The sequence below is a fragment of the Streptomyces sp. NBC_00620 genome, from assembly GCF_026341825.1.
In the GTDB taxonomy this organism is placed as follows: domain Bacteria; phylum Actinomycetota; class Actinomycetes; order Streptomycetales; family Streptomycetaceae; genus Streptomyces.
Genome location: NZ_JAPENY010000001.1, coordinates 2,740,417 through 2,765,715, shown reverse-complemented (window position 1 = coordinate 2,765,715; position 25,299 = coordinate 2,740,417). Strand labels below are relative to the sequence as shown.

Sequence of the window (25,299 nt, the reverse complement as noted above, 5' to 3'; positions counted from 1 at the left end):
TCAGCGGGGATTCTCGGACCGATCCGCCCGGTTCGTCACGCGCCCATGGTCGTTCGTCACGCGCCCATGGTCACGGAGCGCGGGTCGAACCCGAAGGGCAGCTCCAGGCGGTGGCTGCGCATCAGCTCGTCGTCGGAGAGCAGCTCGCCGGTCTTGCCGTCGGCCGCGATCACGCCGTCGCTGAGGATGAGGGCGCGGGGGCAGAGCTCGAGGGCGTACGGCAGGTCGTGCGTGACCATCAGGACGGTCACGTCCAACGACCGCAGGATGTCGGCGAGTTCGCGGCGCGAGGCGGGGTCGAGGTTGGATGAGGGCTCGTCGAGGACGAGGATCTCCGGCTCCATCGCGAGGACGGTGGCCACGGCGACCCGGCGCCGCTGCCCGAAGGAGAGGTGGTGCGGCGGGCGGTCGGCGAAGTCCGCCATGCCGACCTGCTCAAGCGCCGTACGGACACGCTCCTCCAGCTCGGCACCCTTCATCCCGGCCGCGGCCGGTCCGAAGGCGACGTCCTCGCGCACGCTCGGCATGAACAGCTGGTCGTCCGGGTCCTGGAAGACGATGCCGACCTTGCGCCGGATCTCGGCCATGTGCCGCTTGCCGACGGGGAGTCCGGCCACCGTCACGGTCCCGGCGCCGCCGTTCAGGATGCCGTTGAGGTGCAGTACGAGGGTGGTCTTGCCGGCGCCGTTCGGCCCGAGCAGCGCGACGCGCTCGCCGCGCCCGACGGTGAAGTCGACGCCGAAGAGGGCCTGATGCCCGTCGGGGTAGGCGAAGGCAAGTCCGGAGACTTCCAAAGAGGGGGTCACAGCATCCATCCCAGCAGACATACGACAAGGGCGGCGAACGGGAGGGCGAAGGCGTACGACCACTGCGCCCGGGACGCGGTCGCCTCGTCGATGACCGGCATCGAACCGGCGTACCCCCGGCTCACCATGGCGAGATGCACGCGCTCTCCGCGCTCGTAGGAGCGGATGAACAGCGCGCCCGCGGATTTCGCGAGCACCCCCCAGTGCTTGATCCCGCTGGCCTCGAACCCGCGCGACTCCCGCGCGATCCGCATCCGCCGCATCTCGTCGGTGATGACATCGCCGTACCGGATCATGAAGGACGCGATCTGTACGAGCAGCGGTGGGAGCTTCAACCGCTGGAGGCCGAGGAGCAGTTCGCGCAGTTCGGTGGTCGAGGCCAGGAGTACGGAGGCGGCGACGCCCAGGGTTCCCTTGGCGAGGACGTTCCAGGCGCCCCACAGGCCGTTCACGCTCAGCGACATGCCCAGGACGTCGACGCGCTCGCCTTCCGCCACGAACGGCATGAGCACCGCGAAGGCGACGAACGGCACCTCGATGAGCAGCCGCTTCAGCAGGAAGGGGGCGGGCACCCGGGCCTGGTACGCGACTCCCGCGAGGAGCACGGCGTACAGCGCGAACGCCCACATCGCCTCGCGCGGGGTGGAGACGACCACGACCACGAAGGCGAAGGTGGCGGCGAGCTTGGTGTGCGGCGGCAGCGCGTGCACGGGCGAGTGCCCGTGCCGGTAGAGCTTGTGGGCGTGGCCGGCGCCCATGTCAGGCGACCTGCGAACGTGACACTTCGGGCGCATCGGCCGTACGGCGCCTGCGGACGGCCCAGAAGACTCCGGTGCCCGCGACGACGGTGACGCCGACACCGATCACGCCCGCGAGGCCGCCGGAGATCCGGGCGTTCGAGACGTCCTTGACTCCGTAGTCCGCGAGCGGGGAGTCGGCTGCGTCGTGCTCCTTCGCCGCCTTGGCGATGCCCTGGTCCTCGGCGACCTTCTCCAGGCCGTCGGGGCTGGCGGAGGCGTAGAAGCTGACGAACCCGGCGAGGATCAGGGAGGCGACGAGCCCGGTGATCCACACCTTGCGGTGGGAGGTGCGGGCGGCGACGGGGGCCGGGGCGGCCGTGGGCGCGTCGACGAGTTCGCCGTTGACGCGCAGCTTGAGCTGCTGGGTCAGGCCCCGCGCGCCGTACACGAGATCCGGTCGTACGGCGATGACGGCGCCGACCGTGAGCGCGGTGATCGCGGCCTCGCCGAGGCCGATGAGGATGTGGACGCCGACCATGGCGGTGGCGACCTTGTCGATCGAGACGTCGGTGGTGCCGCCGACCGCGTAGATGAGGGTGAAGGCGACGGCGGCGGCCGGCACGGAAAGGAGCGCGGAGACGAAAGCGGCGGCCGTGATGGAGCGGCGCCCGCGCGGGAGCACCTTCACCAGGCCGCGGAAGACGGCGTACGCGACGACCGTCGTGACGATCGCCATGTCCGTGATGTTCACGCCGAGCGCGGTGAGACCGCCGTCCGCGAAGAGGATGCCCTGCATCAGCAGGACCACGGAGACGCAGAGGACCCCTGTGTAGGGGCCGACGAGTATCGCCGCCAGCGCACCCCCCAGCAGATGTCCGCTGGTCCCGGCCGCGACCGGGAAGTTCAGCATCTGTACGGCGAAGATGAAGGCGGCGACCAGGCCGGCGAGCGGCGCGGTCTTCTCGTCCAGCTCGCGGCGGGCCCCCTTGAGGCTCACGGCGATGGCACCGGCGGCGACTACTCCGGTGACCGCGGAGACCGGGGCGTTGATGAATCCGTCAGGCACATGCACCGTACGAGGATAGCGCCTTGTTGCGAACCTCTTGCAAGAGCGAGGAGGTTACGAATAGCCGAGCGGAGGCTGGGCAGGAGCACCGGGGAGGTCAGGCATACGCCCGGGAGCGGAATCCGTGGAGTGTGCGACATTGGAGAGGTGACGGATTCATAGATTCCGCACAGGTTACGCAGCGTAAGGAGTCGGCCCATGTCCGCTGTCGAACAGTACGCACGCGCCCATATCGTCACCGACACCGCAGACACCGCCGCCGACGAACACCGGGCCGTCCCCATCGCCCTCCGCTACGACCCCGAAGCCGACCCCCGCCAGGTGCACGTCACCCTCCCCGGCCCCCACGAGTGGGTCTTCGCCCGCGAGTTGCTGGAACAGGGCCTCCGCGCCCCGGTCAGCAACGGCGACGTACGCGTCTGGCCGTGCGGCCGAGTGCAGGCGGTCATGGAGTTCCACTCGGCACAAGGAGTGGCGGTCGTGCAGTTCGAGTCGAAAACGCTGCTGCGGTTCCTTCGCCGTACGTACATGGCGACGGCGCCGGTGGCTCACTGACCTGCCGCACGCACCACCCTCTCATTCCATCTGCCATGCCCTACAGCCGAATGGCAGGATCAATAGTTCTTGCCACATGACCGTCTGCAGTTCCTCCCTTGCATTTCCAGACCGCGGTCTCATGGAAATAACCTACGTGCAGGCCGCGGCCGTGCTGACTGCAGACGGGCCAGACCATGTGGTAGTGGCCCATGACGAATTCCTGGACTCCTTCCGCCACAGCGCCCAGGACCTCTGCACCATCCGGCGTCGAGACCTCCATGGACTTGATGCGGACCACGCCGACCGGCCCTAGTTCCGGGTCGCGCAGGTAGTCGAGGTAGCAGAAGTCCTCCCCGGTGACCTCTTTCCCGGTTTCCTCCTCCACCGACCTTTCGATCAGCTCGAAGGCCGATCTCGCCATGGAAAATGTTCGCGCGGTCCACAATTCACAGAATTCCCTTTCCGGAATTTCTCCGAATTCGGCATGCAACTCAGCCATCCATGACAGCACTTCTTGCGGGAGATTCTCGCCGTGCCGCCAGACCGCTCGCAGCATTCTGTCCTGCCAGGGCGAAAAGCCCGACACCCTCGCCGCCTTCCGATTTGGAGTCATCCGCTCAAAGTTCACTCACGTTCTGGACAGATGAGGGCGCTGCGGGTCTACATCCCCGACACGTACGCCACGAAGTCCGTCCACGTGGTGGGTCCCACGGCGAGGCGGGAGCCTTGGGTGTTCTTGGAGTCACGGACGTGGATGACGGCGGGGGCCACGGCTATCTCGACGCAGTCGCCGGGTTCGCTGCTGTCGCTGTAGCTGCTCTTGAACCAGTCGTGCGCAACTTCGACACAGTCGCCGGCTTCGCTGCTGTCGCTGTAGCTACTCTTGAACCAGTGGAGTTCCGTGGTGCTCATAGTCTCCCCAGCACGTGCTCGATGAAGGCCTGAGACTCCCTCGGCGTGAGAGCCTGCGCCCGGATCATGCCGTAGCGCAGTTCAAGGATACGAAGATCTCTGGGACTTGAGACCGGGCGGCCGTTGAACGCCCCGTCGGAACGCCCGACCGCCGTGCCGTCCTGAAACTTCAGCACGTCGATCAGGCCGTCCATTCCGGCGTGGTCCTCCCGGTCGGTCGGCATGACCTGAAACGTGACGTTCCGCAGCTGCGCCACCTCCAGCAGGTGTTCGAGCTGCCGCCGTAACACCATCTTGCCTCCGATGGGGCGCTCCAGCGTCACCTGTTCCTGGACAAAGCCAAGCGTCGGGGCAGGCTCCCGTTCGAAGATCACCTTTCGGGCCATCCGCGCATCGGTCTCCCGGGCCACCACGTCCGCAGAGTACGCAGGCTGACGCGTCTCGAAGAGCGCCTTCGCGTACTCCGGCGTCTGCAACAGTCCATGGATGTTGTGGTTGCGATACCACGCCGACTCAACAGCCCGTGCCTCCAGTTGAGCCAACTCCCGTACCTTCTTCGGATACCGGGCCTTGTCCGTGTGCACCCGCAGCGCCTTGATCGCCCCGCTCGCGTCAAGCACCTCATCCGCCTGGTACAGGAACTCGAGCCGGGGAATCCGCGCCCCACGCTCGATCTTGCGGATCATGTCCTCGCCGTACCCCATCGCCTCCCCGAAGTCGGCCGCGCCCATCCCCGCGGCCTCCCGGTGGAACTTGATCACGCCGCCGACGACCTCGATCATCGGCGCCATCTCGTCCCCAGGCTCGATGCCCCAGCCCGCCTCGTCCGCACCCTCGCTCATCGCCCACCTCCAACGCGCACCCCTACCCGTACGGCACGGAGACAGCCGAGACAGCCCGAGACAAACGCCGGACAGTAACGGTACGCACACGCGCAGCGACTCCCTACCGTACGCAGAGTCGGCCACGCTGAGTGATGTGAATCAAGAGACTGCGGCCCCTCACCTCCAACTCGACCACCCCATCCGCAACTTCAGCGTCCTCCTGTCCCCCACACCCCGCGGCGCCCGCCTGGCCCGTCTGCTCGCTGCCGAGCAACTCCGCAGCTGGGAGGTGCCGTTGGACGAGCCGAGCCAGATCGTCGCCGAACTCGCTGCCAACGCCGCGACCCACGGCCGCATCCCGGGCCGCGACTTCCGTCTGACGCTGTACGTCGTCGGCGACACGCTCCGTATCGAGGTCACGGACACCCGCGGTGACCGCCTCCCCCGGCTCAACCAGGCGGAGGCGCACGCGGAGTCGGGGCGCGGCCTGCTGCTCGTGGAGGCACTGGCGGACCGCTGGGGCGTGACATCGGGACTGCCGCCGCGCAAGACGGTCTGGGCAGAGGTGGACGTGGGCTGGGCCCGTCACCCACAAGACCATCAGCCGTAAGACTCGTACACACGACAAGGCGCCCCACTCGCAAGTGGGACGCCCTGCCAACCGCTACGCGAGCCTCAGACCCGTACCAACTCCCGGTCCTCGTCCCGCCGTTCCTCGTCCAGCTTGCGGAGCCCCTCGCCCTCGACGTCGACGTTCGGGAGCGCGCGGTCCAGCCACTTCGGCAGCCACCAGGCCTTCTTGCCGAGTAGGGAGAGCACTGCCGGGACGATCGCCATGCGCACCACGAACGCGTCGAAGAAGACGGCGATCGCGAGGCCGAAGCCGATCATCTTGATCATCGACTCGGTGGAGCCGATGAAGCCTCCGAAGACGGCCATCATGATGACGGCGGCGGCGGTCACGACGCGGGCGCCGTGGTTGAAGCCGGTCACGATCGCCTGGTTGGGCTTCTCGCCGTGGACGTACGCCTCGCGCATGCGGGTCACGAGGAAGACCTCGTAGTCCATGGCGAGTCCGAAGACGACGCCCACCATGAAGATCGGCATCATCGACATGATCGGGCCGGTCTCCTCGACGCCCAGCAGGCCGGCGAGCCAGCCCCACTGGAAGACCGCGACGACTGCGCCGAGCGCGGCCATCACCGAGAGCAGGAAGCCGAGGGCCGCCTTCAGCGGGACCAGGATCGAGCGGAAGACCACGATCAGGAGCAGGAAGGCCAGGCCGACGACCAGCGCCAGGTACGGCAGCAGCGCGTCGTTGAGCTTCTGCGAGAAGTCGATGTTCATCGCCGTGGTGCCGGTGACCAGCACCTCCGCGCCGGTGTCCGCCTTGATGTCGCCGGCCTCGCCGCGGATGGCGTGCACCAGGTCCTCGGTGGTGATCGAGGAGGGCTTGGAGTCCGGGATCACGGTGATCGTCGCGGTGTCCCCGGCCTCGTTGAGCGGCGAGGGAGTCACCGACACGACGTCGTCGAGACCCTTGATCCGGTCGGTCACCGTGGTGACGGCGGCGTCCGGGTCGTCGCTCGCCTTCACGTCCGCGACGATCATCAGCGGGCCGTTGAAACCGGGGCCGAAGCCGTCGGACAGCGTGTCGTACGCCCGGCGCTGGGTCGTGGACGTGGGCTGCGAACCGTCGTCGCCCAGGCCCAGTTCGAGCGAGGCCGCCGGGATCGCGGCGGCGCCGAGCGCGACGACACCGAAGAGCAGGACGGCCACCGGACGGCGTACGACGAAGCTCGCCCAGCGGGTGCCCATGTTGGGCTTGCCCTCCTTCTTGGCGGCCCGGCCCCCGCCGAGCAGCTTGCTCTTCTTGCCCGCGGGCTGGACCTTCTTGCCGGCGTAGCCGAGCATCGCCGGGATCAGGGTGAGGGCGATCAGTACCGCGATCACGACCGTGCCGGCCGCCGCGATACCCATCTTCGTCAGCACCGGGATGTTCACGACCGACAGGCCGACCAGCGCGATCACGACCGTCAGACCCGCGAAGACCACCGCCGAGCCCGCCGTGCCGACGGCCCGCCCGGCCGCTTCCTCGCGTTCGCGGCCCTCGGCCAGTTCAGCTCGATAGCGCGAGACGATGAACAGCGCGTAGTCGATGCCGACCGCGAGCCCGATCATCATCGCGAGCGTGGAGGTGGTGGTGCCGAGGTCGAGCGCCTTCGCCAGCGCGGTGATGGTCGAGATACCGATGCCCACGCCGATCAGCGCGGTCAGCAGCGGCAGCCCGGCCGCGATCAGCGAGCCGAAGGTGATGACGAGGACGACCGCGGCGACCGCGATACCGATGATCTCGGTGGACCCGGTCTCGGGCGTCGCCTGGAGCGCGTCACCGCCGATCTCGACGGTCATCCCGCCGGACCGCGCTTCCTTCGCCGCGTCCTCCAGGGCCTCCTTCGAGGAGTCCTTCAACTCCATGCCGGAGACCTTGTAGGAGACCTGCGCGTACGCGACCGTCCCGTCGTCGGAGATCGACTTGGCCTTGTACGGGTCGGTCACGGAGGTGACCTCGGAGCCGTCGCCGAGTGCCTCGACGGTCTTCTCGACGGTCGCCTTGTTGGCCGCGTCCGCCATCTTCTCGCCGCTGGGCGCCTTGAAGACGACGCGTGCGGTCGCTCCGTCGGCGCTCATGCCGGGGTTGCGCTGTTCCAGCAGGTCGAAGGCCTTCTGCGCCTCGGTGCCCGGTATCGAGAACGAACTGGTGCCCGCGGCGGGTGCGCTTGCCGCGCCGACGCCCGCGAGCGTCAGCAGCGCAACCCAGATCAGGGCGACGAAGTGCCGTCGCCTGAAGGCGAGTCGGCCGAGTTTATAGAGAAATGTAGCCACGAGGGCGTACTCCCGGTCAGGTCGTTGGATGGCAAGGGGCTGGTGCGATCACCCGCTGGGGAACGGGGGAGGGCAGGGGGGATCAGCCCGACGACGTGAGCGGTCGCGTCAGGTGCGATGGAAAGGATTTCGGGGAGGGCTGAGGGTTCAGGCGCAGAGGGCGGGAAGGACCACTGCGTCGACGTACGAGGTGAGGAAGTCCTGGGTCGGCGGCAGCTCGTCGATCATGGTGCGGGCCGCGAAACCACCGATCATCATGTGCATCACGTAGTCGATCGCGGGGTTGTCCGGACGGATCTCGCCCCGGTCGACGGCGCGTTGCAGCACGCGCCGCATCTCCGCCACCTCCGGCTCGATGAGCAACTCCCGGAAGGCGCGCAGGAGATCGGGGTTCGCGTGCATCGCCATGGCAAGACTCCGCATCAGCGCGGAGTTCTGCTCCATGTGACAGTCGTCGTCACGGGTCACCATCGCGTGGAAGTCGCCCCGCAGGGACCCGGTGTCGACATCGGCGTGACCCCGCTTCTGGTGCCGCATCGCCCTGGCCACGAGCTCGGCCTTGCCACCCCACTGGCGGTAGAGGGTGGCCTTGCTCGACTTGGTGCGGGCGGCGACGGCATCCATGGTCAGGGCGTCATAGCCGACTTCCCGGAGCAGATCGAGCACAGCCGTGTACAGCTCGGCCTCACGCTCGGGCGTGATCCGACTGCGTCGCACCGTTGCGGCTTCAGTCATCCCACTCACCTTCTCCTGCTCCGACGGATTCATGCGTCATCTTCGTACATCGCCTTCGTACGTCTCTGAAGATACCCTGAGAGCGAGCGAAACGAAACCGTTTCGTACGTGTCCTGTGTCACGAGTCTTCGGCTCAACCCCCGCAATCGACACCCACGCACAAGTTGCCGAGGCCCTCCCAGCGGAAAAGCATGGGTAGGTGAGCGACGAGTACGAGAACGCGACCCCCGGGGAACACGCCCCCGGATACCTGCGCTTCCCGCACCTCAGCGGCGACCGGCTGTGCTTCGCGGCCGAGGACGACCTGTGGGTGGCCCCCCTCGACGGCCCGGGCCGCGCCTGGCGCCTCACCGTCGACCGCACCAAGGTCGGCCACCCCCGCTTCTCCCCCGACGGCCGCCACATCGCGTACACGAGCTGGCGCAGCATCGCCCCGGAGATCCATCTCGCGCCGGTGGACGGCGGCCCCGGCAAACGGCTCACCTACTGGGGCAGCGCCGACACCCAGGTCTGCGGCTGGTCCCCCGACGGCGACATCCTCGCCGTCGCCTCACACGGCCAGCCCTTCTCGTACTTCACCTGGGCCTACAGCGTCCCCACCAACGGCGACCCCGGCGGCAAGCTCCCCTGGGGCCCGGTCTCCGACATCGCGGTCGCCGACATCGGCGGGGAGCGCCAGACCCTGCTGCTCACCGGCACCCCGCCGCACGAACCGGCCGCCTGGAAGCGCTACCGCGGCGGCGCGACAGGACGGCTCTGGCTGCACGGCAGACGCCTCCTCGCCGACCTCGAAGGACACCTCGACACCCCCATGTTCGTCGGCGGCCGCATCGCGTTCCTCTCCGACCACGAAGGCGTCGGGAACCTCTACTCGTGCGCCTACGACGGCTCCGACCTGCGCCGCCACACCGACCACGACGCGTACTACGCCCGGCACGCCTCGAGCGACGGCACCCGGGTCGTCTACCAGTGCGCGGGCGACCTGTGGATCGTCGACGACCTGTCCGTCGACTCAGTCCCGCGTCGTCTCGACGTCCGGCTCGGCGGTCCGCGCGCGGGACGCCGTACGTACCAGGTGCCCGCCGCCCAGCACATCGACAGCATCTCCGTGGACGAGACGGGCCGGGCCAGCGCCGTCGTCGTACGCGGCAGCCTGTACTGGCTCACCCACCGCGACGGCCCCGCGCGCACCATCGCGGACACCCCCGGCGTACGGGTCCGGCTCCCCGAGATGCTCGGCTCCGGCGGCCAGGTCGCCTACGTCACCGACGCGGACGGCGAGGACGCCGTCGAGATCGCCTACCTCCCGCGCGCGAGCGGTGAACGCGAACCGCGCCGCCTGGCCTCCGGCGAACTGGGCCGCGTACAGGAAATGGTCTCGGACCCGCAGGGCGAGCGCCTCGCGATCGCTTCGAACGACGGACGGCTGCTGGTCCTGGACGCGTCCGAGGAGTCTGGGGGCACCTCCCGGACGAAGTCTGGGGGAGGAGAGGTCATCGAACTCATCCGGTCCATCAACGGACCGGTGCGCGATCTCGTCTTCTCGCCGGACGGGGCCTGGCTGACCTGGGCGCACCCCGGGATCGGCCGCTCCCTGCGCCAGATCAAGATGGCGCGGATAAAGGACCGCCTGATCGTCGACGTCACGAACGGCCGCTTCGAGGACGAGAATCCGGTGTTCACCAGCGACGGCCGCTATCTGGCCTTCCTGTCCTGGCGCGGCTTCGACCCGGTGTACGACGTCCACACCGGGGACCTGTCCTTCCCGCTCGGCTGCCGCCCCTACCTGGTGCCCCTGTCGTCCGCGACGCCCTCGCCCTTCGCGCTGAACCCCGACGGACGGCCGGTCGCCGGCGGCCTGGACCCGGTCGAGGACGAGACCGGCGACGGCAGCACGGTGACCGTCGAGGTCGAGGGCCTGGAGAGCCGGGTCACGCCGTTCCCGGTCACCGCCTCCAAGTACTCGGCGCTGTACCCGGTCTCGGGCGGCGGCCTGGTGTGGCTGCGCTGGCCGATCTCGGGCGCGCTCGGCGAGACCTTCGCCAACCCCGACGACACCTCCGGCCGACCCACCCTCGAGTACTTCAACATCGCCAAGGCGAAGAAGTCCGAACTCGTCGACCATCTGGACTGGTTCGCGGTGAGCGGCGACGGCAGCCGTCTTGTCGTGGTCGACGAGGGCGACCTGCGCGCGGTCCCCTCCACCGAGTCCGGCGACGGCGACTCCACCGTCTGGATCGACCTGCGCCGCATCCTGCACGAGGCGGACCCGCCCGCCGAGTGGCGCCAGGCGTACGAGGAGGCGGGCCGCATCATCCGCGCGTTCTACTGGGAGCCGCACATGTGCGGCATCGACTGGGACGCGGTGCTCGACCAGTACCGCCCGCTGGTCGAACGGGTCGCGTCCCCCGACGAGTTCGCGGATCTGCTCCGCGAGGTGCTGGGCGAACTGGGCACCTCCCACGCGTACGTCTCCGCGGCCCGCCGCAACGAAGGCCCGGCGCACTACCAGCGCTGGCAGGGCCTCCTCGGCGCCAACTTCGTCCGTCGGGACGGGAGTTGGATGCTCAAGCGGATCCTCCCCGGTGACTCCTCGGACTCCAAGGCGCGTTCACCGCTCGCCGGTACGGGGATCCGCGAGGGCGCGGTGCTCACCCACGTCGACGGACGGCCGGTGGACCCGGTCACCGGCCCGTATCCGCTGCTGGCGGGAGCGGGCGGTACGACGGTGGAGCTGACGTTCACACCGGCGGAGGGCGAGGGACGGTCGCGCCGGGTCGCCGTGGTCCCGCTCATCGACGAGCGGCCGCTGCGCTACCAGGACTGGGTGGCCAAACGCCGCGACGTCGTACGGGAGTTGAGCGGCGGGCGCTGCGGCTATCTGCACATCCCCGACATGGGCGGCTCGGGCTGGGCCCAGTTCAACCGCGACCTGCGCCTGGAGGTGTCCCGGCCCGCGCTCATCGTGGACGTGCGCGGCAACGCGGGCGGCCACATCAGCGAACTCGTCGTCGAGAAGCTGACCCGCAGGATCCTGGGCTGGGACCTGACACGCAACGCCCAGCCGGTCTCGTACGCCTCCAATGCCCCGCGCGGTCCGGTGGTCGCCCTTGCGGACGAAGCGACCTCCTCCGACGGCGACATGATCACCGCGGCCTTCAAGCTGCTGAAGCTGGGCCCGGTCGTCGGCCAGCGCACCTGGGGCGGAGTCGTCGGCATGACCGGGCGCCACCGCCTCGGCGACGGGACGGTGATCACGGTCCCGATGAACGCCGCCTGGTTCGACGCGTACGGCTGGTCCGTCGAGAACAAGGGCGTCACGCCCGACCTGGAAATCCTCCGCACGCCCCTGGACTGGGCGGAGGGCCGCCACGCCCAACTCGACGACGCCGTGCAGCTGGCCCTGGACCTGCTGGGCACGCAACCGGCGGCGTCTCCGCCGGACTACTCGAACGTGCCGGATCGGACGCGGCCGAAGCTGCCGCCGCGGGGCTGAACGCGCGCGGCTGAACGCTCAACGCGGCTGAGCGCGCACGCTCAACGCGAGAGTGGGGCGCCCTCCTTCAAGAGGGCGCCCCACTCTTCGTACAGCTCGTGCCGCTCAACGACCAGACGGTCAGACGTCAGACGTCAGACGTCGTAGTCCTGGTCGAAGCGGTCCTGAGCCTCCTGCTGCATGCGGTCCGTGTCCTGCTGGCCACGCTCACGCTCCTGCTGGCCACGCTCACGGTCCTTGCGGCCGGGCTCACGCTGCTGCGAGGAACGCTCGCTCGCCTCGTCCTGGTTCTCGCCCATCTTCTTCTTGGCCTGCTGCTTCATCTCTTCGGCCTTGTCCTGGAACTGGTCCTTCATGCCCATGAGGTTTCACTCCCGTTTGTGGGTGAGGGGATCGGGGCTCGACCAGACTTACACGGGGGCACAAAGCACGCATTTCGATCAATAACTCACGGTGAGCTACGACTGGGACGCGACCGATAACTCAAGGTGAGGTGCCCTGTCGCTCCTGCTCGTCCGCCACTCCACCGGCCCCCACGAGCCCCGTACCCACACCCTTGAGCCGCGGCTCGAACCGCCGCATCTCCCGCTCCCCGACCGCCGCGATGATCCCAGGCAGATAACCGCGGACGCCCTGCATCCCCCGCAGCCACCACTGCGCGTACACATGGCTGGACCGCCGCTCGATCCCGGCGACGATCCGGTCGACGGCAGGACCCAGCGGATACGTCTTGTTGGCCGGCCACGGCAGCCGCTGCCGCAGTTCGCGCATCACCTCGTCCTGGTCGGCCCCGCGCACCATGTCGGTATCGGTCCAGGACAGGTAACCGACCCCGACCCGCACGCCCTTGTACCCGACCTCGGCACGCAGACTGTGCGCGTACGCCTCCACGCCCGACTTGGACGCGCAGTACGCGGTCATCATCGGGGCCGGCGTGATCGCGGCGAGCGAGGCGATCTGGAGCAGATACCCGCGGCTCTCCATGAGTACGGGCAGGAAGGCGCGGGCCGTCACGGCCGAGCCGATGAGGTTGACCTCGATCACGCGCCGCCAGGCCACGGGATCGGAGTCGAGGAACGGCCCGCCACTCGCGACCCCGGCGTTGGCGACGACGATGTCCACCTTCCCGAACCGCTCCTTCACCTCCCCGGCGACCCGCGCCATCGCCTCGTGGTCGGTGACATCGGCGTACCAGTGACCGCTCTCGCCGTGCAGCCGCTCCGAGACCCGCTTGAGCTCGTCCGCCTCAAGACCGACGAGCGCGACCGTCGCACCGCGCGCGGAGAGCTTGCGGGCGAGGAGTTCACCGACACCGCGCGCCGCTCCCGTGACGACCGCGACCTGCCCTTCGAGACTCACCCTGCTCATGCGCCCTCCTTGATCTGCACATACGTGGACGTCAGTTCGCGTATCCGCCCGGTCACCAGCTCGGGCGCCTCCACCGGCGTCATGTGCCCGAGCCCGGTCAGCTCGGTGAGCCCGACACAGTTCGGCAGCGCGGCGACCAGGGCACGCGCGTGCACGGCCGGCGTCATCCGGTCCGCCGTACCCACCACCACAGCGGTCGGCACCGCCAACTCCCGTACCCCGTCGTCGAGATCGAGCAGATCGAGCACGACCGACCAGGCGTGCCGCACCCGCCGCGGACACGCGTGCACGATCCGCGCGCACGCGTCGACCATGCCCGGCGACGAACCGGGGCCCATGGTCGCGTACTTGAGGATCCTCCTGGCGAGCGGCGTGACCGGCCCGAGCGGCGCCCGCGAGCCGAGAACCGACTTGGTGATCCTGGTCCGCAGCCGCCCGGCACGCATCGGCACCACCCGCGATTCGGCGACCAGCCTCGAACTGCCCGTGCTGCACAGCAGAACCGCCGCCGCGTGCTCCCGGAATCGCGGCCGCGCCGAGGCCGCCATCAGCGTCATCCCGCCCATGGAGTGCCCCACGAGCACGGCCTTCTCACCCGGCGCGAGCGTGGCCGCGAGCACCGCCTCCAGGTCGTCGGCGAGCGCGTCCGTACCGCACGCGTCACTCGCGGGACTCCGTCCGTGCCCGCGCTGGTCGTACGCGATGACCCGGTGGTCGGCCGCGAGGTCCCGAATCTGCGCCGCCCAGAAGGCGGTCGAACAGGTCCAGCCGTGCGCGAGGACGACAGCGGGCAACCCCTCGGGCCCGTGCACCTCGACGTGCAGCCGCGCCCCGTCGGCGGAGACGGCGGTCAGCTCGCGCGCGGGCACGGGCGGGGCGTAAGGCCCGTGCGACACATGCATCAGTCGGCTCATGCTCCGGCCTCCACCTTCTTGTCCGTCTGCTTCTTGTCCGTCTTGCTGTCCGTAGGGGACTTTTCTGCCACCGGGGGTCGCAGGACGTCGTACTCCGCCAACTCGATACGCCGCGTCGCCCTGCGGAACTCGGTCGTGGTCCCCGGCCAGACGGTCGTGTTGACCCCGTTGGCGTCGAGGTACCAGCTGTCGCAGCCGCCGGTGTTCCAGACCGTGCGCTTCATGCGCTCCTGGACCCCGCGGTTCCAGGCGTCCACGGCGCCGGGCCGGGCGTCGAGCGCGGCCCGGCCGCCGAGTACGCCCAACTGCCGTACGAAGTCGGCCATGTAGTTCAGCTGGGACTCGATCATCAGGATCATGCTCGAGTTCCCGAGACCCGTGTTGGGCCCGATGATCGTCATCCAGTTGGGGAACCCGGCGGCGGAGGCGCCGCGCAGCGACTTCATGCCGTCCTTCCAGGACTCGGCGAGCGTCCGCCCGTCCGCGCCGACGACCCGGTCGGCGATCGGCATGTCGGTGACGTGGAAGCCGGTACCGAAGACGATCGCGTCGACCTCGGCCTCGCTGCCGTCGGCGGCGACGAGGGTGGACCCCCTGATCTCACTCAGGCCGCTCGCCACCACGTCCACATGGGGCTGGGCGAGCGCGGGATAGTACGTATTGGAGAGCAGGATCCGCTTGCAGCCGATGCGGTAGTCCGGGGTCAACTCGGCCCGCAGCGCGGGGTCCTTGATGGCGCGGGCGATGTTCCGCTTGGCCAACTTCTCGATGAGCCCCAGCTCGTTGGGACGCTTGGTGAACGCCTGGACCTGCAACTCCCTGATCCCCCACAGCAGTCCACGCCTGGCCTGCGCGGTGAACGGCAGCTGCCGGTGCAGCCACCGCTCGGCGCCGCTGATGGCACGGTCGACGCGCGGCATCACCCACGGCGGGGTCCGCTGGAAGAGCGTGAGGTGCGCGACCTCCGACTGGACGGCCGGCACGATCTGAATGGCCGAGGCCCCCGTACCGATCATGGCGACACGCTTGCCGCGCAGGTCGTAGTCGTGGTCCCAGCGGGCGGAGTGGAACACCTTCCCGGGGAAGGTGTCGATCCCGGCAATGTCCGGAATCTTGGGATCGGACAGCGGCCCGGTGGCCGAGACAACGACATCGGCGGTCAGGAACCCGCTACTGGTCTCGATCCCCCACCGCAGCTTCTCCGCGTCCCAAGTCATCATCTTCACTTCGGAGTTGAACCGAAGATGCGACCGCAGCCGGAAGACGTCCGCCACGTGCTCCAGATAGGCCCGGATGTGCTCCTGCCCGGAGAAGGTGCGCGGCCAGTCGGGATGGGGCGCGAACGAGAACGAGTACAGATGGGACGGTACGTCGCAGGCGCACCCGGGATAGCTGTTGTCCCGCCACGTGCCACCCACGCTGTCGGCCCGCTCGAGGACGACGAAGTCGGTGACCCCTTCACGCCGCAGCCGCACAGCGGCCCCCAGCCCGCCGAACCCGGACCCGACCACCGCGACTCGCACATGCTCGTGCTCGGTCATCCCGACGCCTCCCTAGCCGTACGACCATGCCAGTGAACACTGGCGCAATGGGGAGAGTAGAGCAGGTTCGTACTCATGGGTAGGGGTCGCGACAGCGAAAGTTACCGTCGGTACGTCGTAGGGTGCCGACGTGACGGAGAAGCACGAGTACCGGATGGCGGAGCTGGCCAAGGAGGCCGGCATCACCGTGCGCACCCTGCGCTTCTACCGCGAGCGCAAACTGATTCCGCCACCGCGCCGCGAGGGCCGTATCGCCTGGTACGACGACACCCACCTGGCCCGCCTGCGCACGATCTCGGCCCTCCTGGAACGCGGCCACACCCTGAACGGCATCGCGGAACTGGCGGAGGCCTTCGACCACGGCCGCAACGTAGGTGAGCTGCTGGGCCTGGGCGAGCCCACCGAGGAGACCCCGGTCCGCCTCTCCCCCGAGGAACTCGCCGACGTCTTCGCCGGCCAGGCCACCCCGGAGAACCTCGCCGCCTCCCTCGACCTCGGCTACCTCGGCACCGACGGCGGCGAACTCGTCCACATCAGCCGCCGCCTCCTCGACGCCTCCGCCGCCCTGGTCCGCGAGGGCATCCCCCTCACGGACGTCCTGGCAACAGCCCGCCGCGTACGCGACCACGCCGACGCCCTCGCCGACCTCTTCATCACCCTGGTCCTCACCGAAAACCGCACCCCGGAGGACCTCCAACGCCTACGCCCACTGGCGAAGAGCGTGGTGGAGGCAGAACTGTCGATGGCGCTGGACAGGCGGCTCAGCCGTCGGCCGGGGGCTTGAGCAACCACCGCGGATCCGGCGCCGCACGGCCTGGCCGGGGAATCAGGTGTCCCGCTGGTCCGCATGGCGCTGATCGAGCCATCGGCGACTGATGTCGGCCCACACTTCTTGCGCTCTCTGGAAGAACGGGTCGACGTCCTCGACGCGTATGAGGTCGGGCGCCGTCCGTACGAGGAGGTAGTCCAGTTCGTCTCTGATGCGGCGCAACCTGACCTCCGACTCCTCCATGAGGACCCACCGAGCCCTCCAGTTGAAGAAGGGTTCGACCGCGTTGACAGCGACTCCGACGGCCCCCAGGGAAAAGGCCAGACTGGCCCAGAAGTTGAGGTCCTGCAGCCCCAGGATGACTGTCGAGGCAACGGAGAAGGCCAAGGACAGCAACTTGACCAGCGAGGCGGACCGACGGAAGCGCGCTCTGCGGCTTTCGGACCACTCCATCCCGGCTGTGAGCTGACCCTGAACCCAGCGGGCCAACTCCACCGGCGGAAGCCCAGCCGGAGATTGCGGGTTCTCAGCCATCTCAGCGTCCTCACGTCGTCAACTCGCGCCTGGTCCGCTCCGATGCTCATCTTCCCCACGGCTCCGGCGGTCGACTCGTCGCCGCCTTCGGCCTCGCTCTTGCTGCGACGTGGCTCTACGTCGGCCACCGCCATCTCCGCTATTGCGAACTTCTACGCGAGCGCACCCGAAACCGGCTCCCCTGGTACGCCGAGACCCGTGCGGCATAGGACGAGAGCGGACCTGGGTCTCTTCCGCTCATCACATACGTACTGCCATCGCTCGCTACTGTCATGTGGGTCTTCTTCCTCGTCGAGGTGTGAGCCGAACTTCTGACTAGTTCACGATCACGGTCACAGCTGAGGCCCCACATCCAGGTTTTCACGAGATCGCTGACAGAACCCTGAACGTTCACACCATCGAGGTACTTTCCGGTCAATCGAAGACAGACACCAGTTCGCACTCCGAGAGTGAGACCGAATAGACCCCGGCGGCTGTCCTACCAGCCCCGGGGCACGGCCGACACTGTCGAGGAGTGCCAACATGCTCAAGCCTAGTTCCCTGCAGGCTCCACCGACTTCGCTTTCCGCCGGGCAACCGGGAGCGCTCGCGGCCCTGCGCCTGAGCTGCCTGACGAGTGTGACGACCTCGCCCGGCCGACAGCGCTCCGCCATCCAACTCTGCGCCGAGCAGCTCGGCTTCACGCTGATCGGCGAGGCATCGGACCTTGGCATCTCGGCCCGCAAGACGTCCCCGTTCGAGAGGCCGTCCCTGTCCTCGTGGCTACGTCACCCCCAGGAGTACAACGCCATCGTGTGGTCCCACGTGGACCGTGCCGTCCGATCCGTGGCACACATGGCCGAGTTGATCGCTTGGGGGCGGCAGCACGACAGGACACTCGTCTTCGGGATGACTGAGGCAGAGCACCCGCTCGAGGTAACCCCGCAGGCGGACAGCGCCACCATCCGACGGTGCATGGATCTGGCCTACGCCGCCGAGCAAGAGGCCCGCACCATTTCCAACCGGCTCACCGACAGCCACGAAGCCCTGCGTGCGGCCGGTCGCTACGGAGGCGGTCTAGTCCCCTTCGGCTACCGAAAGGCGTCGCACCCTTCCGGCAGCGGCTGGTGTTTGACCCCTGATCCCGAAACCACACCTGTCGTCCGCATGATCGTGGAAGAAGTGCATGCGGGTCACTCCTTGCTCGCCATCGCGCGCAAACTCAACGAGACAGGTGTACTGGTGCCGCGCGACCGCCACGCCCAACTCCAAGGACGGCCACTGGGGGGCCGCCGTCACGGACGCGACTTCGAACACTTCCGCTGGACGTCCGGAACCCTGTCCAAGGTGCTGCGCAGCCCGTCACTGATGGGCCATCGCGTGCACCGGACACAGACCGTTCGCAACGTCGAGGGTGCGCCCGTGCTGATCGGTCCGCCGCTGCTCACCGAGGACGAGTTCAGCGCCCTGCAAGACGTCCTTCTGACACGTTCCAACGGCACTCGCAGCAAGCGCGGGACGACCACGGCCCTGCTCACCAGGGTGGCGCACTGCGCAGGCTGCGGGGGACGCATGTACTTCGCCGCGCGGAAGGGGTATCCGTACGGCGACTACGCGTGTCGTGCCACCGCCCGAGGCGAGGTATGCCCCGCCCCCGCCGCCATGCGCTCCGACTGGCTCGAGGAATACGTGGTCAACCGCTACCTCCAGACACTCACCGCCGAAGCCGAGGTGACCCGGGAACACCTTCTCCTCAGCGCTGTCCGGGTCACCGTCAGCAAAGGCCGCCCAGGGGGCGGCCCCAGTCGACTGGCCGGGCCGGATACCTCGCGCCTGACCTTCACGATCGGGGAATGTCACACCGCGAGGTGAGGCAACTGAGGACTCGGCGGGGCTTGCCATGTCGACCGGGGCGGCGCGCCCCGCACCCGTCAGGTCTCAAAAACCACGGTCACGGGAGCGTGGTCCGACCACCGCTCCTCATGCCGGGCGGCCCGCTCCACAAACCCCTTGACCGCGCGCCCGGCGAGACCCGCCGTAGCGACAGCCAGGTCGATCCTCCACCCTGAATCGTTGTCGAAGGCCCGCCCCCGATACGACCACCACGAGTACGGCCCCTCCACGTCCGGATGCAGCCCCCGCACGACATCGACGTATCCGCCCTCGGCCGCGTCGAAGACCCGCCCCAGCCACTCCCGCTCCTCGGGCAGGAACCCGGAGTTCTTCTTGTTCGCCTTCCAGTTCTTGAGGTCGGCCTCCTGGTGGGCGATGTTCCAGTCGCCGCACACGACGACCTCGCGCCCGTCGGCGGCGGCCCGCTCCCGCAGCCCCTTCAGATAGGCGAGGAACTCCCCCATGAACCGGATCTTCTCGTCCTGCCGCTCGGTCCCGACCTCGCCCGACGGCAGATAGAGGCTGGCGACGGTGACACCGGGCAGATCGGCCTCGACGTACCGCCCGCTGGAGTCGAACTCCTCGGACCCGAACCCGACCTGCACACGGTCGGGCTCGCGCCGCGTGTACAGGGACACACCCGCGCGCCCCTTGGCCGCGGCGGGCGCGTGCACGACGTGCCAGCCGTCGGGCGCGCGGACCTCGTCCGGCAGCTGCTGCGGCTCGGCGCGCACCTCCTGGAGGCACAGCACATCCGCGGAGGTCTCCGCGAGCCACTCCACGAAACCCTTCTTCGCGGCGGCCCGGAGCCCGTTCACGTTCACAGAGGTAATAGTCAGCACCCAGGCACGATACTTAATGCCTACCACCCACCCCACGCATAGAAGTACGATGGTTCGCATGAATATCCGCCGGGTCCCCTTCGACCACCCCGACGCCGTCAAGCTCAACGACCAGGTACAGGCCGAATACGCCGAGCGCTACGGCGACGAGGGCGACGTCACACCCCTCGATGCCACGATGTTCGAGCCGCCGCTGGGCATGTACCTCATCGCGTACGACGAGCAGGACCGGCCGGTGGCCACGGGCGGCTGGCGCACCCAGGACGAGAACGACGAGGGCTACTCGGACGGCGACGCCGAGCTCAAGCGCATGTACGTGGTCCCGCAGGCCCGCGGCCTCGGCCTCGCCCGCCGCATCCTGGCCGCACTGGAGTCGGACGCCCGCACGGCGGGACGCACCCGCATGGTCCTCGAGACGGGCACCGAGCAGCCGGAGGCGATCGCCCTGTACACATCGAGCGGCTACGAGCCCTGCGCCAAGTTCGGCCACTACCGCGACTCACCCATGAGCCGCTGCTTCGCAAAGCCGCTGCACTGACAGCCCGACAGACAGAAATCCCGCCCAGTTCATTGAACTGGGCGGGATTTCAAGATCTGTTGACGATCTGACTCATCAACAGGTCGCAGTGTGGACCTGTGGGGATTTGAACCCCAGACCCCCTCGATGCGAACGAGGTGCGCTACCAGACTGCGCCACAGGCCCTTGCAACGAGAGAAACTCTAGCATCCCCATCAGGGTGCCCGGAAATCCGTTCCTGGCTGGTCAGCCAGTGGCCCCGAGTGCCCGTCACGGCACCGTCACTCGTTGGCCGCGCGCGGCCGGTCCCCGTCCTCGTACTGGTCGAACAACGGGGTGCGGCCACGCTCGCGGGCGCGCCGGGCGGACGCGGCGCGACGGGCGTCGCTGCGACCGTCGCCGTCGGCGCAGTCCGCGGCGTCGCCATCCGCGTCGTCCTCGCACTGCTCCTCGGCGACGCGCTCCGCCTCCGGCGCGCTCGGCTCGACGGCGCTGGACCGCGCGGAACTCCACGCGTCCGGCGCCCCCAGGTCGACGCTGGACGTGGCCCGGGGCGCGACCGGCGCGGTCACATAGGTCGGCAGCGGAACCGGCACCGGGTCCCAGCTGTCACCCCGGCCGGGGCCCCGCTGGCGCTCGCGCTGCTGGTCGACCCACTCCGCGTGGTCGGTCTGCTCGACGAGCGCGCGGCGGTCGGCCGCGAGCGCGGAGAGACCGGGGTCGGTCGCCGGCTCCGGTCCCTCGTCCGGCTCGTCGGCCCCGGGGTCGACGGCCGGCCGCCGTCGCGGCTGCCGTTCCCGCAGCCGCTGCGCCGCGGCCTCGGCCCGGCGCCGGTCCATCGTGTAGGTGAAGCGGCGCCGCTCGTGGGTGCGCAGATACACGATGTACCCGCTCAGCATCACGGCCGGTACGCCGGGCGCCCACAGGAGCGCGAGCCCCCCGACGGCCGCCACGATCGCGCCGAGCGTGAAAGCGATGAAGAGCATCACCGTCGTACGCCGCCGGCGCGCGAGCACCTTCGAGCGCCGGGCGCGCGCCGCGGCCTCCGCCGAGGAAGCGCGCCGCGCCGCAGGCGTCTGCCGGGCCGCGGACTTGGGCTCCGGCTCGGACTTGGGCCTGGCCGACTGCTTCGGTACGGGTCTGGGGGCGGCCTGCGCCGAGTGCGCCGTGCGCGCCGGTGCCTGCGCCGCGTGCGCCGGTGCCCCGTGCTGGGCGTCCGGTCTGCCCGCGCCCTGCGACGCCGAATCCGCCTTCGGCTGAGCCGGCGGCTGCCCCTGAACCCGCTCCCGCACCTGCGGTCGGGACCGGGCCTGCGCGTGCGCCTGCGGCCGCTGTTGGGCCGGCGCCTGCGACTGGGCCGGGGGCATGGCGAAGGACCGGACGTCCACCGAGTCGGTGACACCGTCCGGATCGGCGCTGGGCTCCCCCTCTTCGGTGGAGCGCGCCCGCAGGTCCTTGGCGTATCGGCGCTCCATGCCCGCCCGTCCGGACAGCAGCCGGATGGCGGTGCTGAAGCGTTCCGTCGGACGGGCTTCGTTCAGCTCGTCCTGCCTACGGAGCCACATCGGCACCAAGTAGGCGGCCCAGGCCCCGACGATGACTGCGTAGATGAGGCCGCTGCTGCTCACGCCTCACACGGTAGAGGGGTTTGCGTGAGGCCATCTGCCAATTGAGCCGGTGTGTCGCACGATCTGGCTGATATTTCGAGCTTTTTTTGTGACCGATGCGATCAACAGGCCGCCGGGACCGCGAATTTAATGCCCGGAGACGATCGCCGAGCGATCAATTTCGAACACCCATTTCATTTGCTCGCGTTGCCGGGCTTACTCGGGTTCTGCGCGCCCGTCTGCCCGGGTCGCACCTGTTCGTGCCCCATCTGACCCGGCCTGGTCTGGTCCAATCGCGCCTGTTCGGAGCGCGCCCGCTCCGCGCGCGCCCGTTGCCAGCGCCCGAGCAACCCCTCCGGTACCTCTTCGGCGGTGAGTGCGAAGACAAGATGGTCGCGCCAGGCTCCGTCGATGTGAAGATAACGTGGACGAAGTCCTTCCTCGCGGAATCCGAGTTTCTCCACGACCCTGCGACTGGGCCCGTTCTCGGGGCGAATACAGACTTCGATGCGGTGCAGTCCGACGGTCCGGAAGCAGTGGTCGGTCACGAGCGCCACGGCCGTCGGCATCACTCCGCGCCCCGCCACCGACTGGTCCACCCAGTAGCCGATGTGCCCGGAGCACATCGAGCCCCAGGTGATCCCGGCGACCGTCAGCTGCCCGACGAGCCGCCCCTGGTACTCGATGACGAAGGGCAGCATCCGTCCCGCGTTCGCCTCGGCGCGCAGGTGCCTGACCATCTGACGGTAGGTCGGCCGGTGCGCGATCGGACCACTGGGCGTGGGCGGCGGAATGGTCGCCTCCCAGGGCCGCAGCCAGTCCCGGTTGCGCCGGTTGACCTCGCGCCAGACCCGCTGGTCGCGCACCTTTATCGGCCGGAGGACGACATCGCCGTCCACCAGCTCGACGGGCCAGGATGGGCTGTTCAGCTCACACCCCCGGTGTCGCCGGGTCTGGGGTGGTCGCCGCCGCGGATCTGGTCGACGGCGTGAGTCAGCAGAGGCTCCAGAACGGCCAGTCCGTCCTTCACCCCGCCGGAGGAACCGGGCAGGTTGACGATCAGTGTCCGTCCCGCGACTCCGGCGAGCCCCCGGGACAACGCCGCCGTCGGAACCTTCTCTCTTCCGAACGCCCTGATGGCCTCGGGAATGCCCGGCACCTCGTGATCGAGAACACGACGCGTGGCCTCCGGGGTCCTGTCGGTGGGCGAGATCCCGGTGCCGCCGGTGGTGACGATGACGTCGTACCCGGCATCGACACCGGCACGCAGCGCGGCCTCGACCGGGTCACCGTCGGGCACCACCCGGGGACCGTCCACCTCGAAGCCGTACGAGGTCAGCCCCGCGGCGATCAAGGGTCCGCCCTTGTCCTCGTAGACCCCCGCGGCGGCCCGGTTGGAGGCGGTGACCACAAGGGCACGGTACGACGGTCCCGTCATGCCCGACTCCAGTGGCCCGACTTTCCGCCCGTCTTCTCCTCCACGCGTACGTCCGTGATGACCGCTCCCTTGTCGACCGCCTTGACCATGTCGATCACGGTGAGGGCCGCCACGGTGACCGCGGTGAGGGCTTCCATCTCGACGCCCGTACGGTCCGTGGTCTTCACGGTGGCGAGGATCTCGACGGCGTCGTCCGTGACCGACAGATCAAGCTTGACACCCGACACCGACAACGGGTGGCACAGCGGGATCAGGTCCGGCGTGCGCTTGGCGCCCATGATGCCCGCGATGCGCGCGGTCGCGAGGGCGTCGCCCTTGGGGACGCCCTCACCGCGCAGCAGCTCGATCACACGCGGTGAGACCAGGACACGGCCGCTGGCACGGGCGGTGCGCGCGGTCACGTCCTTGCCTGACACGTCGACCATGCGGGCGGCGCCCGCCTCGTCGATGTGCGTCAGCCGGTCCTGTACATGGGGTCCGGGGGTCTCCCCCCGGGCTGGAACTGTCATGTGCTGCGGCGCTCCCGGTCGGGCCTGTTGTGCGCGACACGGTACCGCCAACTCGGGGCGCTCAGCCGAGCAGGACCACGTCGACCTCGGTGCCGGGCTCGACCGAGGTGTCGTTCTCGGGGACGACGATGAGGGCGTCGGCGTGTGCGAGGGCCGCGACCAGGTGGGATCCGGCGCCGCCGACGGGCGTCACCCGGCCGTCGGCGTACTTCCCGCGCAGGAACTGCCGGCGTCCCGCGGGCGAGGTCAGTGCCTTGTCGGTCGCGAGCGCTGCCCGGACGGTCGGGCGGTGGACGTCCGTCAGGCCCATCAGGGTGCGGATCGCGGGGCGTACGAAGAGCTCGAAGGAGACGTACGAGGAGACGGGGTTGCCCGGGAGGGCGAGCAGCGGGGTGTGGTCGGGGCCGATGGTGCCGAAGCCCTGGGGTTTGCCGGGCTGCATGGCGAGCTTGCGGAACTCGATGCCGCTGCCTTCCTCGTCCTCGTCGCCGACGGAGGAGAGGGCTTCCTTGACGACGTCGTACGCGCCGACGCTCACCCCGCCCGTGGTGACCACCAGGTCCGCTCGGATGAGCTGGTCCTCGATGGTGGCGCGGAGGGTCTCGGCGTCGTCGGCGACCGCGCCCACCCGGTAGGCGATGGCTCCGGCGTCGCGAGCGGCGGCGCAGAGGGCGAAGCTGTTTGAGTCGTAGATCTGGCCGGGGCCCAACTCCTCGTCGGGCTGGACGAGTTCGCTGCCGGTGGACATCACGACCACGCGCGGGCGCGGGCGTACGCGTACGGTGCCGCGGCCGATCGCGGCGAGCAGGCCGATCTGCGGCGGGCCGAGGACCGTGCCCGCGTCGAGGGCGCGGTCGCCGGCCCTCACATCGCTGCCTTTCGCGCGCACATGCGCGCGTGCCTCGGCCGGGCGGTGGACCTGCACCTGTCCGTAGGCGCCCTCGGGGTCCGCGCTGTGGGCGCGCATCCCCGAGACCGGGCCCTCGCCGAGGCCGCCGTCGGTCCACTCCACGGGGACGACGGCCTCGGCGCCGGGAGGCATCGGGGCGCCCGTCATGATGCGGGCGGCCTGGCCGGGGCCCACGTGGAGCAGCTCGGCCTGGCCCGCCGCGACATCGCCGACGACCGTCAGAGCGGCCGGGAACTCCTCGCTCGCGCCCGCGACATCCGCGACCCGCACCGCGTACCCGTCCATCGAGCTGTTGTGGAACGGCGGCAGGGAGACCGGCACCGTCACGTCCTCGACCAGGACGCAGCCCTGGGCGTCGAGGAGTTGCAGCTCGATGGGTTCGAGGGGGCGAACGGTCGCGAGGATGTCCTCCAGGTGCTCGGTCACCGACCAGAGGTGGTCCTGGCCGGTGACGCGGGTCGCGGCGGTGCTCAAAA

The 25,299-nt window shown here is 69.3% G+C and carries 25 protein-coding genes and 1 tRNA gene; 6 read left to right on the top strand and 20 right to left on the bottom strand.

The genetic code is table 11. The annotated features are described in order from the left end of the window. Window positions 1-56: 56 nt before the first annotated feature. From OG246_RS12825 to OG246_RS12815, 3 genes are read right to left on the bottom strand one after another with little or no spacing between them, the layout of a single operon-like run. Window positions 57-815 (bottom strand): energy-coupling factor ABC transporter ATP-binding protein, encoded by a 759-nt coding sequence (locus OG246_RS12825; RefSeq protein ID WP_266460273.1) that lies wholly within the window; start codon window positions 813-815, stop codon window positions 57-59. Then, on the bottom strand, window positions 803-1,564 hold the full coding sequence (gene cbiQ, locus OG246_RS12820) for a cobalt ECF transporter T component CbiQ (protein WP_266460269.1): 762 nt from the start codon (window positions 1,562-1,564) through the stop codon (window positions 803-805). The genes OG246_RS12825 and cbiQ overlap by 13 nt, the downstream gene beginning before the upstream one ends. Before the next feature lies 1 nt (window position 1,565). Then, window positions 1,566-2,618 (bottom strand): energy-coupling factor ABC transporter permease, encoded by a 1,053-nt coding sequence (locus tag OG246_RS12815; protein WP_266460266.1) that lies wholly within the window; start codon window positions 2,616-2,618, stop codon window positions 1,566-1,568. Between the two features lie 192 nt (window positions 2,619-2,810). Between OG246_RS12815 and OG246_RS12810 the strand changes: the two genes are divergently transcribed. Further along, window positions 2,811-3,167: an SsgA family sporulation/cell division regulator gene (locus OG246_RS12810; protein WP_266460264.1), complete on the top strand. Its 357-nt coding sequence runs from the start codon at window positions 2,811-2,813 to the stop codon at window positions 3,165-3,167. 40 nt (window positions 3,168-3,207) lie between these two features. Here OG246_RS12810 and OG246_RS12805 read toward each other — a convergent pair whose 3' ends face one another. The 3 genes from OG246_RS12805 to OG246_RS12795 all read right to left on the bottom strand — a co-directional run bounded on the left by OG246_RS12805 (window position 3,208) and on the right by OG246_RS12795 (window position 4,903). After that, window positions 3,208-3,648, bottom strand: a complete 441-nt coding sequence (locus OG246_RS12805) for a hypothetical protein (RefSeq protein WP_266460262.1) — start codon at window positions 3,646-3,648, stop codon at window positions 3,208-3,210. Between the two features lie 161 nt (window positions 3,649-3,809). After that, complete coding sequence (locus OG246_RS12800; protein WP_266460260.1) at window positions 3,810-4,061, bottom strand: DUF397 domain-containing protein; 252 nt, start codon at window positions 4,059-4,061, stop codon at window positions 3,810-3,812. After that, a complete protein-coding gene (locus OG246_RS12795) occupies window positions 4,058-4,903 on the bottom strand; it encodes a helix-turn-helix transcriptional regulator (RefSeq protein ID WP_266460257.1) in 846 nt (281 codons plus the stop codon). The genes OG246_RS12800 and OG246_RS12795 overlap by 4 nt, the downstream gene beginning before the upstream one ends. 136 nt (window positions 4,904-5,039) lie before the next feature. Here OG246_RS12795 and OG246_RS12790 point away from each other — a divergent pair, with 136 nt between their 5' ends. Next, window positions 5,040-5,495, top strand: a complete 456-nt coding sequence (locus OG246_RS12790; protein WP_266460254.1) for an ATP-binding protein — start codon at window positions 5,040-5,042, stop codon at window positions 5,493-5,495. A gap of 65 nt (window positions 5,496-5,560) precedes the next feature. On the opposite strand, the gene OG246_RS12785 is transcribed toward OG246_RS12790, so the two are convergent. Next, entirely contained in the window at window positions 5,561-7,771 is a 2,211-nt protein-coding gene (locus OG246_RS12785) for an MMPL family transporter (RefSeq protein WP_266460253.1), read from the bottom strand. A gap of 147 nt (window positions 7,772-7,918) precedes the next feature. Then, window positions 7,919-8,506 (bottom strand): TetR/AcrR family transcriptional regulator, encoded by a 588-nt coding sequence (locus OG246_RS12780; protein WP_266460250.1) that lies wholly within the window; start codon window positions 8,504-8,506, stop codon window positions 7,919-7,921. Between the two features lie 199 nt (window positions 8,507-8,705). On the opposite strand from OG246_RS12780, the gene OG246_RS12775 reads away from it, so the two are divergent. Then, window positions 8,706-12,002 (top strand): S41 family peptidase, encoded by a 3,297-nt coding sequence (locus OG246_RS12775; RefSeq protein WP_266460247.1) that lies wholly within the window; start codon window positions 8,706-8,708, stop codon window positions 12,000-12,002. Between the two features lie 134 nt (window positions 12,003-12,136). On the opposite strand, the gene OG246_RS12770 is transcribed toward OG246_RS12775, so the two are convergent. From OG246_RS12770 to OG246_RS12755, 4 genes are all read right to left on the bottom strand, one after another. Beyond that, window positions 12,137-12,364 (bottom strand): hypothetical protein, encoded by a 228-nt coding sequence (locus tag OG246_RS12770; protein ID WP_266460246.1) that lies wholly within the window; start codon window positions 12,362-12,364, stop codon window positions 12,137-12,139. 121 nt (window positions 12,365-12,485) lie between these two features. After that, window positions 12,486-13,370 (bottom strand): SDR family oxidoreductase, encoded by an 885-nt coding sequence (locus OG246_RS12765; protein WP_266460243.1) that lies wholly within the window; start codon window positions 13,368-13,370, stop codon window positions 12,486-12,488. Beyond that, a complete protein-coding gene (locus tag OG246_RS12760; RefSeq protein WP_266460240.1) occupies window positions 13,367-14,284 on the bottom strand; it encodes an alpha/beta fold hydrolase in 918 nt (305 codons plus the stop codon). The genes OG246_RS12765 and OG246_RS12760 overlap by 4 nt, the downstream gene beginning before the upstream one ends. Next, complete coding sequence (locus OG246_RS12755; RefSeq protein ID WP_266460237.1) at window positions 14,281-15,825, bottom strand: NAD(P)/FAD-dependent oxidoreductase; 1,545 nt, start codon at window positions 15,823-15,825, stop codon at window positions 14,281-14,283. The genes OG246_RS12760 and OG246_RS12755 overlap by 4 nt, the downstream gene beginning before the upstream one ends. Before the next feature lie 154 nt (window positions 15,826-15,979). On the opposite strand from OG246_RS12755, the gene OG246_RS12750 reads away from it, so the two are divergent. Next, on the top strand, window positions 15,980-16,609 hold the full coding sequence (locus OG246_RS12750) for a MerR family transcriptional regulator (protein ID WP_266464156.1): 630 nt from the start codon (window positions 15,980-15,982) through the stop codon (window positions 16,607-16,609). Between the two features lie 42 nt (window positions 16,610-16,651). Here OG246_RS12750 and OG246_RS12745 read toward each other — a convergent pair whose 3' ends face one another. Continuing rightward, window positions 16,652-17,128: a DUF4231 domain-containing protein gene (locus OG246_RS12745; RefSeq protein WP_266460234.1), complete on the bottom strand. Its 477-nt coding sequence runs from the start codon at window positions 17,126-17,128 to the stop codon at window positions 16,652-16,654. Window positions 17,129-17,650: 522 nt separating this feature from the next. Between OG246_RS12745 and OG246_RS12740 the strand changes: the two genes are divergently transcribed. Further along, window positions 17,651-18,979 (top strand): recombinase family protein, encoded by a 1,329-nt coding sequence (locus OG246_RS12740; protein ID WP_266460231.1) that lies wholly within the window; start codon window positions 17,651-17,653, stop codon window positions 18,977-18,979. Between the two features lie 59 nt (window positions 18,980-19,038). Here OG246_RS12740 and OG246_RS12735 read toward each other — a convergent pair whose 3' ends face one another. Continuing rightward, complete coding sequence (locus tag OG246_RS12735; protein ID WP_266460228.1) at window positions 19,039-19,842, bottom strand: exodeoxyribonuclease III; 804 nt, start codon at window positions 19,840-19,842, stop codon at window positions 19,039-19,041. A 58-nt stretch (window positions 19,843-19,900) separates the two neighbouring features. On the opposite strand from OG246_RS12735, the gene OG246_RS12730 reads away from it, so the two are divergent. Then, window positions 19,901-20,380, top strand: coding sequence for a GNAT family N-acetyltransferase (locus OG246_RS12730; RefSeq protein ID WP_266460226.1), 480 nt, complete (start codon window positions 19,901-19,903; stop codon window positions 20,378-20,380). 91 nt (window positions 20,381-20,471) lie between these two features. Here the strand turns inward: OG246_RS12730 and OG246_RS12725 are convergent. The 6 genes from OG246_RS12725 to glp form a co-directional block, all read right to left on the bottom strand. After that, window positions 20,472-20,545, bottom strand: a tRNA-Ala gene (locus OG246_RS12725). Between the two features lie 95 nt (window positions 20,546-20,640). After that, a complete protein-coding gene (glpR, locus tag OG246_RS12720; protein WP_266460224.1) occupies window positions 20,641-21,987 on the bottom strand; it encodes a gephyrin-like molybdotransferase receptor GlpR in 1,347 nt (448 codons plus the stop codon). A gap of 173 nt (window positions 21,988-22,160) precedes the next feature. Beyond that, the gene (locus tag OG246_RS12715) at window positions 22,161-22,895 is read right to left on the bottom strand and encodes a GNAT family N-acetyltransferase (protein WP_266464153.1); all 735 of its coding nucleotides are present in this window, start codon (window positions 22,893-22,895) and stop codon (window positions 22,161-22,163) included. Then, the gene (locus OG246_RS12710; protein WP_266460221.1) at window positions 22,892-23,404 is read right to left on the bottom strand and encodes a molybdenum cofactor biosynthesis protein B; all 513 of its coding nucleotides are present in this window, start codon (window positions 23,402-23,404) and stop codon (window positions 22,892-22,894) included. Before OG246_RS12710 ends, OG246_RS12715 begins: the two co-directional genes overlap by 4 nt. Further along, the gene (gene moaC / locus OG246_RS12705; protein WP_266460218.1) at window positions 23,401-23,913 is read right to left on the bottom strand and encodes a cyclic pyranopterin monophosphate synthase MoaC; all 513 of its coding nucleotides are present in this window, start codon (window positions 23,911-23,913) and stop codon (window positions 23,401-23,403) included. Before moaC ends, OG246_RS12710 begins: the two co-directional genes overlap by 4 nt. Before the next feature lie 61 nt (window positions 23,914-23,974). After that, complete coding sequence (gene glp, locus OG246_RS12700; RefSeq protein WP_266460215.1) at window positions 23,975-25,297, bottom strand: gephyrin-like molybdotransferase Glp; 1,323 nt, start codon at window positions 25,295-25,297, stop codon at window positions 23,975-23,977. Window positions 25,298-25,299: the final 2 nt, after the last annotated feature.

Coding starts and splice junctions, on each gene's coding strand:
- OG246_RS12825 (WP_266460273.1), bottom strand. CDS start 815: ATGGATGCTGTGACCCCCTCTTTGGAAGTCTCCGGACTTGCCTTCGCC.
- cbiQ (WP_266460269.1), bottom strand. CDS start 1,564: ATGGGCGCCGGCCACGCCCACAAGCTCTACCGGCACGGGCACTCGCCC.
- OG246_RS12810 (WP_266460264.1), top strand. CDS start 2,811: ATGTCCGCTGTCGAACAGTACGCACGCGCCCATATCGTCACCGACACC.
- OG246_RS12805 (WP_266460262.1), bottom strand. CDS start 3,648: ATGGCTGAGTTGCATGCCGAATTCGGAGAAATTCCGGAAAGGGAATTC.
- OG246_RS12800 (WP_266460260.1), bottom strand. CDS start 4,061: ATGAGCACCACGGAACTCCACTGGTTCAAGAGTAGCTACAGCGACAGC.
- OG246_RS12795 (WP_266460257.1), bottom strand. CDS start 4,903: ATGAGCGAGGGTGCGGACGAGGCGGGCTGGGGCATCGAGCCTGGGGAC.
- OG246_RS12780 (WP_266460250.1), bottom strand. CDS start 8,506: ATGACTGAAGCCGCAACGGTGCGACGCAGTCGGATCACGCCCGAGCGT.
- OG246_RS12770 (WP_266460246.1), bottom strand. CDS start 12,364: ATGGGCATGAAGGACCAGTTCCAGGACAAGGCCGAAGAGATGAAGCAG.
- OG246_RS12765 (WP_266460243.1), bottom strand. CDS start 13,370: ATGAGCAGGGTGAGTCTCGAAGGGCAGGTCGCGGTCGTCACGGGAGCG.
- OG246_RS12760 (WP_266460240.1), bottom strand. CDS start 14,284: ATGAGCCGACTGATGCATGTGTCGCACGGGCCTTACGCCCCGCCCGTG.
- OG246_RS12755 (WP_266460237.1), bottom strand. CDS start 15,825: ATGACCGAGCACGAGCATGTGCGAGTCGCGGTGGTCGGGTCCGGGTTC.
- OG246_RS12750 (WP_266464156.1), top strand. CDS start 15,980: ATGGCGGAGCTGGCCAAGGAGGCCGGCATCACCGTGCGCACCCTGCGC.
- OG246_RS12745 (WP_266460234.1), bottom strand. CDS start 17,128: ATGGCTGAGAACCCGCAATCTCCGGCTGGGCTTCCGCCGGTGGAGTTG.
- OG246_RS12740 (WP_266460231.1), top strand. CDS start 17,651: ATGCTCAAGCCTAGTTCCCTGCAGGCTCCACCGACTTCGCTTTCCGCC.
- OG246_RS12730 (WP_266460226.1), top strand. CDS start 19,901: ATGAATATCCGCCGGGTCCCCTTCGACCACCCCGACGCCGTCAAGCTC.
- OG246_RS12710 (WP_266460221.1), bottom strand. CDS start 23,404: ATGACGGGACCGTCGTACCGTGCCCTTGTGGTCACCGCCTCCAACCGG.
- moaC (WP_266460218.1), bottom strand. CDS start 23,913: ATGACAGTTCCAGCCCGGGGGGAGACCCCCGGACCCCATGTACAGGAC.